The sequence below is a fragment of the Edwardsiella piscicida genome (assembly GCF_001896205.1).
Classification (GTDB): domain Bacteria; phylum Pseudomonadota; class Gammaproteobacteria; order Enterobacterales; family Enterobacteriaceae; genus Edwardsiella; species Edwardsiella piscicida.
Map to the genome: position 1 here is coordinate 1,812,598 of NZ_MPNU01000001.1, position 12,759 is coordinate 1,825,356.

At 49.9% G+C, this 12,759-nt stretch carries 9 protein-coding genes; 2 read left to right on the forward strand and 7 right to left on the reverse strand.

Annotated features, from left to right (window positions below; genetic code table 11):
- Positions 1–467 precede the first annotated feature (467 nt).
- Positions 468–2,570 carry a hypothetical protein gene (locus tag BRD58_RS08375; protein ID WP_139263893.1) on the forward strand — a complete coding sequence of 701 codons (2,103 nt, stop codon included), beginning with the start codon at positions 468–470 and terminating at the stop codon, positions 2,568–2,570.
- Positions 2,571–3,061: 491 nt separating this feature from the next.
- On the opposite strand, the gene BRD58_RS08380 is transcribed toward BRD58_RS08375, so the two are convergent.
- The 7 genes from BRD58_RS08380 to BRD58_RS08410 all read right to left on the reverse strand — a co-directional run bounded on the left by BRD58_RS08380 (position 3,062) and on the right by BRD58_RS08410 (position 8,759).
- Positions 3,062–3,529 carry a hypothetical protein gene (locus BRD58_RS08380; protein ID WP_073382210.1) on the reverse strand — a complete coding sequence of 156 codons (468 nt, stop codon included), beginning with the start codon at positions 3,527–3,529 and terminating at the stop codon, positions 3,062–3,064.
- Positions 3,530–3,558: 29 nt separating this feature from the next.
- Entirely contained in the window at positions 3,559–3,708 is a 150-nt protein-coding gene (locus BRD58_RS08385) for a potassium transporter 7 (RefSeq protein ID WP_069578536.1), read from the reverse strand.
- Positions 3,709–3,771: 63 nt separating this feature from the next.
- Positions 3,772–4,074 carry a hypothetical protein gene (locus BRD58_RS08390; protein ID WP_073382213.1) on the reverse strand — a complete coding sequence of 101 codons (303 nt, stop codon included), beginning with the start codon at positions 4,072–4,074 and terminating at the stop codon, positions 3,772–3,774.
- 18 nt (positions 4,075–4,092) lie between these two features.
- Positions 4,093–5,163, reverse strand: a complete 1,071-nt coding sequence (locus BRD58_RS08395; protein WP_073382217.1) for a RecT family recombinase — start codon at positions 5,161–5,163, stop codon at positions 4,093–4,095.
- A 10-nt stretch (positions 5,164–5,173) separates the two neighbouring features.
- On the reverse strand, positions 5,174–7,726 hold the full coding sequence (locus tag BRD58_RS08400) for a RecE family exodeoxyribonuclease (RefSeq protein ID WP_073382222.1): 2,553 nt from the start codon (positions 7,724–7,726) through the stop codon (positions 5,174–5,176).
- A gap of 105 nt (positions 7,727–7,831) precedes the next feature.
- Positions 7,832–8,134: a hypothetical protein gene (locus tag BRD58_RS08405; protein ID WP_073382227.1), complete on the reverse strand. Its 303-nt coding sequence runs from the start codon at positions 8,132–8,134 to the stop codon at positions 7,832–7,834.
- 151 nt (positions 8,135–8,285) lie between these two features.
- Positions 8,286–8,759, reverse strand: a complete 474-nt coding sequence (locus BRD58_RS08410) for a class I SAM-dependent methyltransferase (protein ID WP_073382232.1) — start codon at positions 8,757–8,759, stop codon at positions 8,286–8,288.
- 436 nt (positions 8,760–9,195) lie between these two features.
- Here BRD58_RS08410 and BRD58_RS17890 point away from each other — a divergent pair, with 436 nt between their 5' ends.
- Complete coding sequence (locus BRD58_RS17890) at positions 9,196–12,753, forward strand: hypothetical protein (protein ID WP_139263894.1); 3,558 nt, start codon at positions 9,196–9,198, stop codon at positions 12,751–12,753.
- Positions 12,754–12,759: the final 6 nt, after the last annotated feature.

The window sequence follows — 12,759 nt, forward strand, 5'->3', positions numbered from 1 at the left end:
CCGGCCATATCTGAAAGTATGGACACAAAAAAACCGCATGGCTGTCGGGTGCGGAGGCCGCTTTGTAAGGTGTGTTCAGCACCTGAGCGGACTATACCCCCGACGCCGCGGATAAAACTAATTCCGATTTATGATACTTTACTTACAAATCATAGGAATGCAATAAGAATAGTGGCCATCGATCACCGGTTTCTCGCCATTACGTCCGTAATGACAACGCTGACCGCAGCTGGGTATAGTGATTATTTTATAACGAATAAATGCAATGTTAAATTATCACCAATACTAATTTGATTAGTTAATTGTTGATTTTTCTACACCATATTTTTAGTCATTAGAGCAAGCAGTTTTTCCTTAACCAATTAGATGGAAGGTATAAATTCTTTCATTTATCTGGATTGTTTTTGAGTAATCTAATAGAGTTATTAACTATATTGAGTAAAACTGACTGGAGTTACGGTATAACAATGAATAGGCCTATTGCTTTCGCTGATCTTTTTCAGCAGATTAGAGAGTCAGAGGGGGCAGGTTTCCTAGATCGAGCTCATCAACGCAGTTTTTCACTAAATATATTTAAAATGAATGCGTTGGAGCTTCTTTGGTTATCCCAAAGAGTCAGGGATCCTAAGCAATGTATAGCATTAATGGCGGAGAAAAACCGTGAGGCAGGGATCCAAGCCCATCGAGAGCTAAATCGTCATATTCATAACTTCGTTTCATCCTCTTTGACCCTTGTTGAACATACGCGGGTATTCATGAGGACGCATTACGCAGGAACTGAAATTCTCACAATATATGAAAATAAAGCGAGAGATACTTTCGCTAACTCACCAGTAGCACAGTTTGTTCAAGGACTTCGCAACTACATGCTTCACAGAGGTTTGCCAAATTCTAGTATGTTTATGAAGTTCGAGGCAGCCCCTAGCGAAATGGATGGTTTTGGTACGATGGAAACAGGAGTGAGCTATGACACCGCCTCTCTTTTGGATTGGAAAGATTGGAAGTCAGTAGCTCGTACCTATATTGAACAAGCTGGGGAACATCTAGATATTCACGAAGTGACACAAGAGTACCTAGCACTAGTATCCAGATTCCATGATTGGTTGGATTCCATTTTAGAAAAATACCATCATTCCGATCTTCAAGAAGTTAGTCAACTTAAAATAAAACTTAATAAGATTAGCCCAGACAACGAACCTACTTTACAAACTAATCCGTCAGATTCTCTCCCTATTGAGCCATTTATGTTTACATCAGCTCATGCTGCTGAACTTGAACTGATCTCTTGTGATATTTTCGGGAAGGTTAAAGAGATTCGTATTCCGCATGAGGTAGATGATTTCGCAACTGAACGGCCTATAACTCTGATTACTGGTCAAGATATAATTGGAGACGTTATCTCCTGGGTGCAAGATGTTAATGGAGCTATGTCTATTATATTCTTCAAATATAATGAAAAAACCTATGGATTAGTAGAGAGTGATTATAAATTTCTTAATGAGCTAATTGATGTTGTCATGAAGGCAGCTTGGGCTCGCACAAAGATAAGTCGTAAGTTTGTTGAGACTACTTTCTTTAATTGGGTAAGACAACAATTTCCATCTGTTCAAATACCATTTTCAGAGGCATTGAGCGATGCAGTTAAAAAATCCGTCATGAATATTGAGGTCTTAGCTCCAATTGCTAATATGGAGGTCGAGCAAGGGTTTGACTTTGGCCCTGTTCGTATAGATTCTATTACCGCTAATACTATCGAAAACCTACGTAGCGGAGCACCTTTACCTTCCCCTGAGCAAGAGCCAGATGTTAGGCAGTTCTTTGAAAAATTGAAAAATGATATTCAAGGATATGCTACCGTAATTGTTTCTGTTGAGGCTGAGAAAAAATTTGCTGCAGAGCGAGCTTTTCAGATTGCTCAAGATGCTGTTGGTTTATTGAGCTTCTTTTCCCCTGCTGCTTCTTGCTCGTACATTTTCAATTCGGTAGCATTGGCTGGAACGGAGTACCTTCCAAGATCGAAACTAATTGTAAAGTATGAAGGCGGCTTTAGCCATACTGAATGCATTTTACCTAAAAATATAGGCTATTGGCGTCTATCTAAGCGGAGATTTGCAGAGATTAATTCTGAACTACTGAAAGCAGCTGCTTCACTCGTAGTGTCGGAGGGCTTGAGTGAGTTTGCTTTAGCGGTACGAGCGAGCATTCTAACCTACAGTAAGGGGACAACTTTGATAGTTCTGCAAGATCGCCTACGATATTGTTTATTTGCTCTTGAGAGTATCTTACTCAAGCATGACATGGAACCGAGAGCATATAGCGTGATTAATAGGATGTGCTCTATTCTTGTCAGCGGAGGAGCTGTTGGTGAAGATGTTAAGGCAGTTATCCAGCAAATCTATTGGTTACTGGATCAACCACAGTTGACTGAGTTAGGCGATAGAGAAAACTCATTGATCGCTACATTTATATCTTACACTTACTATATTTTACAAGTGGTGCTTGGTAATGTTGAACATTTCAGTTATAAAATTCAGTTTTTGGACGAAATTGATAGAATGGACAAATGTTAGACAATAATTATTGATAATATGTTGTAGCTAGTATTCACCTGTTAGCTGACAAGCGAGCACTTAAGCAAGAAAATAGTTACCAGTGGTAAAGAGTTCACTGCTGGTACTCACACTGTCTATCTACAATATCACCTGTGCACAGTACGATCACATCGACCCGATGCGATTCGCGCTTGCTGGCGATTTCTGCCCGGTTTAGGGCAGGGAGGTGCGCTAATTTTAAACCTAGTGTAAGTATCCCTGAAATCCGCGCTATTCTCTTTTAGAGAGTGGTTTACGCTACCTTGGAAGCGAGCATAGAGATCTATGGGGCTGCGCCCATTCCTGATGGTTTCAGGATTTAGTGAACTTCCGCTTTTCGCTCTTAGCGAACCATCTAAACAGATGGCCTCCAATGTCACCAGTGGTAAACAGTTTACCACGGGTAGACTCGGTGCTCATCCATCCCCTTGATACGTGACGGCACCTCCCACCCAATAGAACCCTAACCTTCACCCCGGTAACCCCCTGGCCAGCTGCGCCAGGATCTCCCGTTTGCCCGGTAGGCGGTTGCTTTGGTGAACCTGCTGCCAGGCGCGGCGCTGGGTTTGGGTTTTGTGCTGCAGCAGTAGCTCCACTTTTTTAGGCGGAATGCCGAGCAGGGCGGCGATTTCGTGGGCGGCGGTGTGGCGCAGGTGCAGCTGGTAAACCGCCGTGACGATGGTGCTGGAGTAGCTGCGGCGCAGGCCAATGTTAAAGCGCTGCGGTACGCGGCGCCGCTGTGTGGGTTCGCTCGGCACGGGACGAGGGCAGGGTGTCCATGCTGCGCCGCTGCGGATGGTGGCGCGCTGGCGCATATGCCAGATAAGCCGAGCCGTGTGGTCACAGCGATCGTCCTGGGTGCGTGGCGCCGGGTAGATTAAGGGATCGTACAGTTCGTCGTCGTACTCGTCTTCTGGCGTGATATCTCTGGGTTTCATCCTGGGCTCCTTGTCGGTGGAAGGGGGCGTTACAGTAGGTGGATCAGCAGCAGGGCCAGCCCGGCGACGGTCAGGCAGGCCAGGAGAATGGCCCAGCCGTGGGGATCGCCCGGTGGGTGGCGCAGCGCTTTGCCGCTGAGCTTGTAGCCATACAGGCCATTGATGGGGGGCGTTTTCATTATCGACTCCGGTTAATGTGCAAGGGGGAGCCCCGGTGATGGCCGGGGCGGTTGCGGTCGCGTTCAGTCGCCGCGGTAAATTGCGCCGCCGGGGCCGCGTCGGTAGACGGGCGCGGTGTCCTGGGGGGATAACGGCGCAGACTGGGGGGCGGCTGTGGAATGTGAGGATCGCGGCCTGGGCGGGTAGAACGCCGCCGTCCGGTCGCGCAGGCGGTCGGCGGACCACTGGCGCCATGACTTACCATCAAACTGCGGGTTAGGCTGCCCGGCGCGTAATAGAGGAAGCAGGGCGATGACGTCGGCGACGATGCGCTGGATCTGCCGTTGGCGTGCGCTGTCCGCGGGGGATTTTCGGTGATTTTCCATAGTGCGTTTGCTCCTGAATCAGGCGTATTCGGCGCGCAGATCGTCGAGTGCCAGGGTGAAGCGCTGCTGTTCGCCAGGCGGCAGGATCGCCTGGCGGTTTTTGACCAGATTTTCCAGCTGTTGAAAGGCGGTGGGATCACCGGAAGGCAGCGCATCGAACGCGGCCTCGATCTCCTGCACCGCCTTATAGCCGCTGCGCTTTTTCTGGGTTTTTCCGCGCAGTTCGAACAGCCGCTGGCTGCCCAGCGCCGCTTTATGCCGGGCGATGCGCTGCTCTACCTGGCGGATTTCCTCTAGCGTTTCTGCCTGTTCCAGTGCCTGGAGCAAGGCGTCGCCCAGCGTGGCGTCGTGGCTGTCCGCTGGCACCTCCGGTTGCGCGTCGTTTGCTGAGTTGGCGCTGTCTACCAGATCGCTGATGGAGACGCTGGGGGTGATGTCTTTTTCTTCCCGCGCGATGGGATCTTCCAGCTCGTCGGTGGAGTAGACGCCCAGCAGCACGTCCGGGGTGTAGAGGCGGGCCCAGCGTTTGGCGGCCAGGTAGGCCAGCTGCTGTTTGGGATCGCTGGCCCACAGGGTGGAGTTGCGCACCTGGGCCTGGGAGAGCATCAGCACCAGTTCGCGCGGCGCGGTTTCACCGCGCAGGGTGGCCCAGACCTTAATCCCACAGCCGGTTTCATCGGCCAGCGTCCAGCCCGGCGCGATGTAGCTGTGGCCCTTGGCGGAGGTTTTCTCGGTAAATTTGCCGATCACGTTTTCCCAGGGGCCAAACCAGTCGTAGTGCAGGCGATCCTTGGTGGGCGACATGGTGGTGATGATGGCGTTGACCAGCTGTGCCTCGTAGCCCAGGGTGCCGCTGACGATATGGGTTTTCTGCGCCACGGCAAAGGGGTCCATACCCCAGCGGGCGGCCTGCATGGTGACGGCCATGCAGGCATCGGGGTTTTTCTGGAAGTGGGTCGGCACCATGGCGCCGCTGCCGGCCATGACGCGGGAGAGGGTCATCAGGCGTTCGAACAGATCGCCGTTGGTCAGGATGGAGACATTATCGATCAGGGCGCTGTGGCTGTTGTCGGCGGTTTCCGTTTTCATATGGGGCTCCTTAGGCGGCCAGGTGCTGCAGGCGGCGTTGCTCGTAGTCGGTCAGTTCGTCGGTGATGACATCGACGATCGGGCCGGGCCAGTGGTTGCTGTCCAGTGCCTGGCGGATGGCGGCTAATTGGCGTTGGTATTCCAGCCGTCCCAGTGTTAGTTCATCTGGGGAGGCCTCGACCAAGGCCACCCAGTGGTAGCCCGGATCTTTGTTGACGAAAATCCAGAAAAACTGGTCGAGCATGGCGAGGTCGCAGTACATGCCGGCGCTGAGGTGGTAGTCCCGCTCGATGATTTCGCGGTGCAGGCGGGCGCGTAGGTTGTCCTGCTTGACGTAGCCGAGGCTGACGGACTTGAGATCCAGGCCGATGCGGGCGTGGCCGGTGTCGATTTCCACATCGGGGCGTACGCGGATCTCCAGCCCGGTGTTGTCATCCAGCCCGAAGTAGCTGACCTCTGTTTCGCGCTGCGGGTGGCGCAGCAGGGGGCCGGCCAACGTATCGGCAAAGAGGGCATCGCAGATGGCGCGGCACAGGGTGTACTGCGCCTGACTGACCGGGATTTTCCCTGCGGCCTGGCGCTGCCAGTCGGCCAGGATCTCGTCGGCAAAACGAGCGCCCGGCTGGATCTGGCGCAGGCTGGCCATCAGCTCCTCTTTTTTTCCGCTGGTGTTCAGCGGCTGGGGTTTCTGGCGCTCTGCCTCGACCGCGGCGGGGTCGATTTGCGCCAGCTGCTCCAGCAGCGCGTCGCGGCTGCCGCTGGTTTTTAGTGGCGCGGGCAGGCTGGCGTTGTAGGCCTTGAGGCACTTTTTGACGGCGGCGGCGCTGGCGCCCTCCGGCTGATCCAGCGTTTGAAACGCGGCGGGCAGCGCCGCATACAGCTGGGCGAGTTCGTCGGCACTGCCGCTGAGGGGCAGCGGCGCGGGCAGCCCGGCATTGTGCGCCAGCAGACGCGCCTTGAGCTGATCGGTAGTGAGCGGGGCGGGTAAGGTGGTGTTATGGGCCTCGATGACTTTTTTCATCGACTCGCTGCTGGTGAATACGTCGGGCGGGAGCTGCGGCTCCAGGGCGTATTCGGCGGTAAACTTTTCCGGCTCCAGTGCCAGGGTGTGGATCAGGGAGCCGAGCAGCAGCGCCGGCGATGCCTCGCGCGGGATGGTTTTGGCGATGTGGCGGCCATGAAAATACATCAGGCTGATGCGGGCATCTTTGAGCATGGTACTGCTGATGCCGTTGGCCGCGTGGTAGTCCGCCGAGGAGAGCCCCGGATAGCGCCCCGGCTCAACGCGGGGTGGCGGCGCCGTCGGCGTTACCCCAGGCTCGTCCTGCTCCTGCTCCTGCTCCTGCTCCTGCTCCTGCTCCTGCTCCTGCTCCTGCTCCTGCTCCTGCTCCTGCTCCTGCTCCTGCTCCTGCGCGGTCGTGGGCACCGTATCGTTTGGGGCGGGCTCTGCGAGCAGCGTCGCCAGCGGTGAGGCGGCGAACAGGGCCGGCATGTCGCCAGGGGCAGGATTAAGGGGCACGGCGGCGCCCGGCCGATCTTCTTGCGGGGGCGGCGCCCGGCGGGGCACCGGCTGAATGACGCCCAGATTTTCGCAGATAAAGCGCCGGGTGGCGCCCTCGTCCCAGGCGATGGACGCCGGCGCCGCCTGGATCAGCGCAAATATTTGGTCGGGGTGGATTTCCAAGATCCCCGGGGTGTTGGCGAGCAGTTTGTACCAGATGGTCAGCGCTTTATCGCTATGCGCCATCAGCTGCTGCGCGCGGGAGACGATCGCCGGATCGGGGGTCAGCAGGTCGTAACCGTTGGCCGGCTGCAGGGCGCAGGCGATGGTGTGGCGCAGGAACTCCGTATCAAAGGGGCGCTCCGGCGCCAGCATGACGGGGGTTCCCCGCGTTGCGCCGCTGGCGGTGGTGAGCGCCCCGGCCGCCATGCGCTGGCGGATAAAGGTCACCAGCTCTGGCCACTTGGGGATATTGTGGTTGTAGCGTTGCTGGATTTGCATGATCAGCGCATCCAGCCCGGCGGCATCTTGCTGCGCCAGTTCGTGGCATTTTCCGATGGCGACCGCCAGGTGGTAGTTGCTGGCGTAGATCTCGCCTTCGGCATCGAGAATTTCGAGGGCGGTGGGCAGATCGTCCAGGTAATAGTCGCGTGGGCCGTAGAGCTGTACCAGCGCCGCGCGCTGCTCAAGCGGCAGCTGCTGGAAGCTGAGCGGGGTATCGTCGGGCTCAGCAGGTGCCGATGGCGGCTGCGGTTCGCCTGACGGCGGCGCTGCCTTTGGGGGTGGCAGCGGCTCCTGACGGCGCACCCAGTTGTTATCCTCCATTTGGTAGTCGCGGCAGAAGTCGCTGCTGAGTACGTCTTCCGGTGGCAAATCATCGACCACCGGCAGGTGGGTGCGCTGGGGGTTAAAGTAGTCGGCCTCATCCAGCCCGGCGGCGTCCAGCGCGATGCTGAGTTTGGAGCGGGCGATGCGTTCATTGTTGGCTGAGCACCAAAACATCATGTCCGGTTTGCCGGATTTTTTCTTGGCCTTGGTGAGAAATGCAAAGGTTTCAGGCATGGCGATGTTCTCCTGGCGAAAAGCAAAGAGGAAAGGGCGAAGCAAAGGGAAAAACAGCGTGCGGGTGGCCGGACAGCGCTGGGGCTATCCGGCCTGGGGTAGGGATTAGTCGTCTGCGTGGCGGAAACGGCGTGCGTCTTCGGTCAGCTCGACCAAATCCCCGTCGCGGTCAAAGAAGGCGATGCGGATATCGTAGAGCTGCGAGTAATAAAGGCTGCCGGACCTTTCCTGCAGGTTGAGCACCGGGGTTGCAAACACATGGCTGACGATAACCTTTTCGCCAATGTGTGGGCGTTTGGTGATACTGCCGATGCCCTCTTTTTTAACCACCACATCGCCGACGGCGAAGGGGCGATCTGGTTTTTGCAGCAGAATGGCGACGGCGTTTTGCAGTGCGTCAATAGACATGATGGTTCTCCATGGTGTGGTAGAAATAGCCCGATAAGGCGGGGAGGGGGCTTGGGTTAATACAGCGGTGGGGTGTGCTAATGGATATCTGGCTTATGCCCGGCCTCTTTCTAAACCGGCCTGGCAGGCTCTTTGGTAATAGTGGACAGGGTTAGTCCTTTACAAAAATGATCCAGTGAGTTTTGTCGTTTTTTCCCGTGCGCTGTCCAATCGCTGGCTTTTTGTCAGTAAGCGCCAGAATTTGGCTAACCGGTATCTGCGTTTCGTTCCATTTGAAGATGAGTACACCGTGTGTCCGTAATACGCGAAACGCCTCATTGAACCCGGCGCGTAGATCATCACGCCACGTTTCCCGGTTCAGTTTTCCGTACTTTTTGCCCATCCAGGCGTTTTCACCGACGCGCTCAAGATGCGGTGGGTCAAATACCACCACAGGGAAGGAGGCGTCAGCGAACGGAAGCGCGCGGAAATCGGCTATTACGTCCGGGCTGATAATCAGCTGGCGACCGTCGCAAAGTGTGTACTGCTCGGCGCGGATATCACTGAACACAGTGCGTTCGTCCTGCTTATCGAACCAGAACATGCGGCTACCGCAGCACATGTCTAAAATGGTTTGTTCTGACATGCTCGCCCCTTGAATTTACGATGAATAAGAATGATGGCTATCGATCACCGGTTTCTCGGTATATGAGTCACTCAGGGTGGTCTTTGTAGGTGCATACCCAGCTGCGGTCTGTGACTCACCGCCATGACGCCCGTTATGACAGTGCAGACCGCAGCTGGGTATGATTATTTCAATTGCAAATTATATTCCTGATTATTGTATGTTGCTTAATAGTTTATTGTGTGGCGTTATTATGACTGACAGTCGGCTTTGTGCCAGGAGCGGAGGTGGCTAATAATAGTCTGTATAGATCAACGGTGGGAGAACAATACAGCAAGTTAAAATTTACAGCTCAGATAGACTCGTTTTATAAATGGAGTATTATAATGTCAAAGACCAATGTTTTTTTGGCGCATACCAAATGCAAAACAGTTTAAACTCAGTCAAGGACGAATAAATGTCTAAGTTTAGCAGCTATGAATACTCACCCTATGAGACACGCAAGATATTACGCGTCAGGTTTACATCCAATCTCATTACAACAAATTCACACTCACAAGAAATTAATGAAGAAAATCTGGTAGATGACATTATAGCACTGGATTATCTGTCTAGAACGGATATAAAACACAATGCATATTTAATCACTTCGAAGTCATACTATGAAAAAACTAAACAGCCACAGCATATTGATGTTTCGTTTGACGAATTGATTAGTAAAGGTTGGGTCAAGTTAGTATGGGGTAAGTTAAAGAATATCAGAAATGTCAGAAGGCAGCTCTATAGCGTCAAGGATGATAAATATTCAGCCATAAGATCACTGATCTTATGGCTTGACGAGAAAAATTATACCATTGCCGCGGATTTTGATGAAGGAAGCGAAAAAAAACCAGTATTTTCTTATGAAAAATTTAGCTGTCTTTCTCCAGCATGGGTCGCTGAAAGATTATGGGAAAATATACTTAACCAGTATCAGAATAATACTAATGCATTGAAAAAATGGCTTTCACTGTGGAGCTTATTAGATAGCCCTCCGATTGTATCCAGCATTGCCTGGCGTAAAAAAGATGCTCAGGTGTTCATCCAGACTGTCCTTGCGGAGCTTAAGCAGGAAAAAGGGTTTACACGATGGGATAATTGTATAGAAGTTATGGAAAGTGAATATTTAATACTTAAAGAACTTACGCCGTATCCTGTTTGTTATCATGTTAAAACACCTCCCTCGACGCTGGTCGGAAAAGCTATATGGTCAGAGTCCAGAGAAGTGGAGGGTTATCTATTTGAATCATTTGATACTTATGGGGAAATGCATAACTTAATGTATCTGTTATTACTGCAGATAAATAATGATACCCATTGTAGAACCCCTCATTATTTAATTGAATCTTTAATAGACATGTCTACCGAGTCCTGTGAAATACTGTTTTCAATACTACTTCAGACGGAAAAGTTGCCCGCCGTATTGGTTGATATTTTGCTCTACCCGCCGAGCTCAGCTTTGGCTTGTTTGCTCATTGCAAAATGGACAACACATACTGGAGCTTGGGACCGCAAACTCGTTGAGACTGATTTACAGCGCGCTCGTGAAGTGTGTATTGATGATGCATTAAGTATTCTGACAAAACACGTATCACTTGGTAGTACTCCACCCTCTGAGATGGCTGACCTTTACAACTGGTTGATAGCTAACAACAGTGAAAAATATATTGATAATTTGAAGTCTATAGACTTAACTATAATAAATTTCAGAAAATCATTAAGTCAGTTAGACAGGAGTATCATCTTTGCTATGGTTTCCCATCTTCTGGAAGATCATGACATAGCAGGAATTTACTCTTCGGAGTTCGCTACGCTACTGGACTTATGCTCCATAGGGCAGCTTGAAGAAAAAGTGGATGCGGAAAAAATCATCAAGCTTTATTCGGATTCGTTGCTGGAAAATACAACTGGCAGATCTGTTCATAGGATAGGAAGCGATGAAGCTAACGCTCTTCATAAAATAGCAAAATCAAGAGAAGATACATATAAAGAATTTCTATGCCCATTTGATGTTACAACTCTCATCAAAAAAATTAGTGAAGATGATAATAGATATTATGAAGTGGATAAAATTGCATACTCACTCAGAACTCATATTCGTGTTTTATGCAGAACACTTTCAAAATCTGATGTTAAGTCTAAATCATCAATAGTTAATTCACTAATAAGATATGTAAAATCTGGATCTTTGTTACATAAGGAAAAAGGGAGAATAGATGCATTTTCCCCGCGCTTTGAGCGTGATATGTCTTCATCTTCATATATAACTATGGCTTTTGATCTTTCGTGTGCACTACGCTTGATTAATGCTGAACAGCAGATTTCCCTGGTTAACGCAATATGTGAAACTGATGAACCCAGTATGTTAGCAGCATTACTTCTCGTCGCTCCGTCTTCCTTGCAAAGTAAAATAAGTGAAAGAATTAATGAATTAACACCTGAAGATGCAGGTGAAATTTACTCTCTGAAAGATATGCAGTCAAGGATAGATGAACTGCTTACAGCCGGGGCTATAACAGCTGCTGAGGCTTATATGGAGTCTGAGCGAAATTTAAAAACACTGGGGAAAGTAATAGGCAGAGAAATACTCCGCATGCAGTATGAACTCCGCTTGATGTTTTTAAAAAAAGAATGGGGTGGGATATTTAAGTACCAGATACCTCCAGATATTATTTCGCATGAAAAAGATGAGGCTGGCGATGTTTTAGCTCATTTTCGCGCGCTCGCATTTCTATCTTGTGATACACCCGATCCGATATTTTCTCGCAGTGAATTTGATAGGTTGTTTAAAAAGCAACCGTCGATTGCACGAGCGACAAACTGGCTTGCTGCAGAACTGCAAATATTAATTAAAGGCGGCACATTTGAAGAGTTGACTGGAGAAAGTTACACAGCAGGAGTGGCCGCAATTTCTAAGCTGGAAGTAATGTTAGCCAAAGTAACAGAAGATAATAATAGTGAGTCATTACAGTGTAATACAGCTCTGCTATACCTATTACTCGGTGAAACAGAGAAAGCGCTTAATATTCTATCTGGCTTTCAATTTATTAAGTTGCAGGATACTGCTTCCGCATATACGGCAGTATCCTATTATAGACTCGGCAGACTCCTGGAGGCAAATGCAGCACTTGATACGGCAGAGCATATTTTTGGTATCACTGAAGTACTGACAGCTGCCAGAAACTATATTGCCAAGGGTTCTGTAGCGCTTTCTTTACCTCATGTAATTATTAATGAGGATATTATTAAGGTTGTTTCTTCAGCAATTTTGAAATTCAAGGATATGAATCCTGATAATAAAGCGGAGGTTTTAAAACAGAAAAAAGACTCCTTTACTGAAGTTTTAGTTGAACATATAAGAGCAGCTTCTGCTTCGCTAATGGCATTAGTTCCAACAATGAAGCAAATAAAAGTAGATAGCTCTGAAGATGATTTGTCTGCTTTGCTCAGACATTGTTTATCCGGTAGGCTTGAGTTTTTAGGCTGGACTGTTACTGAACAGTCGCGTGGCGGATACAGTGGTAATCTCAACCCCGGAGAACGGGATTTGGTTATTAACTGGGGAAGCACCGAGTTGTCCGTCGTTGAAGCTGTTATTTGTAGTAGACCGTTGACTCAGGATTCTCAACGGGCTGATTTACTTAGCCATTTTCAAAAATTGCTAGGCTACACGCAGAGCAAGCTTATGTTCCATATAACATATGCTTACATTGAAGATAAAGCTGGTATTCTTGAATTCCTGAAATCTAGCGCCAAAGAACACTCTCCTGATGGTTTTGATTTTATGGCTCTCGAAGATATATCCCATACTGATTCTCGGCCACCTGGGTTTATTGCATCCTACCGGGGAGATTTTGAAATCTTTCAGGTAGTGTTTTTGATACTGAATATGGGACAGCAAAGACAAAAGCGTGCAGCAATAACTGCTGCTGAAACAAAAAAAAGAAAAGCGCAAAGAAAAGTTGGAACTAAATAAAAATGT

What these genes read in the sequence shown, in the direction of transcription:
- BRD58_RS08385 (WP_069578536.1), bottom strand. Translation starts at nt 3,708, where the DNA reads ATGAAAACGCCCCCCATCAATGGCCTGTATGGCTACAAGCTCAGCGGC.
- BRD58_RS08400 (WP_073382222.1), bottom strand. Translation starts at nt 7,726, where the DNA reads ATGCCTGAAACCTTTGCATTTCTCACCAAGGCCAAGAAAAAATCCGGC.
- BRD58_RS08375 (WP_139263893.1), top strand. Translation starts at nt 468, where the DNA reads ATGAATAGGCCTATTGCTTTCGCTGATCTTTTTCAGCAGATTAGAGAG.
- BRD58_RS08380 (WP_073382210.1), bottom strand. Translation starts at nt 3,529, where the DNA reads ATGAAACCCAGAGATATCACGCCAGAAGACGAGTACGACGACGAACTG.
- BRD58_RS08390 (WP_073382213.1), bottom strand. Translation starts at nt 4,074, where the DNA reads ATGGAAAATCACCGAAAATCCCCCGCGGACAGCGCACGCCAACGGCAG.
- BRD58_RS17890 (WP_139263894.1), top strand. Translation starts at nt 9,196, where the DNA reads ATGTCTAAGTTTAGCAGCTATGAATACTCACCCTATGAGACACGCAAG.
- BRD58_RS08405 (WP_073382227.1), bottom strand. Translation starts at nt 8,134, where the DNA reads ATGTCTATTGACGCACTGCAAAACGCCGTCGCCATTCTGCTGCAAAAA.
- BRD58_RS08410 (WP_073382232.1), bottom strand. Translation starts at nt 8,759, where the DNA reads ATGTCAGAACAAACCATTTTAGACATGTGCTGCGGTAGCCGCATGTTC.
- BRD58_RS08395 (WP_073382217.1), bottom strand. Translation starts at nt 5,163, where the DNA reads ATGAAAACGGAAACCGCCGACAACAGCCACAGCGCCCTGATCGATAAT.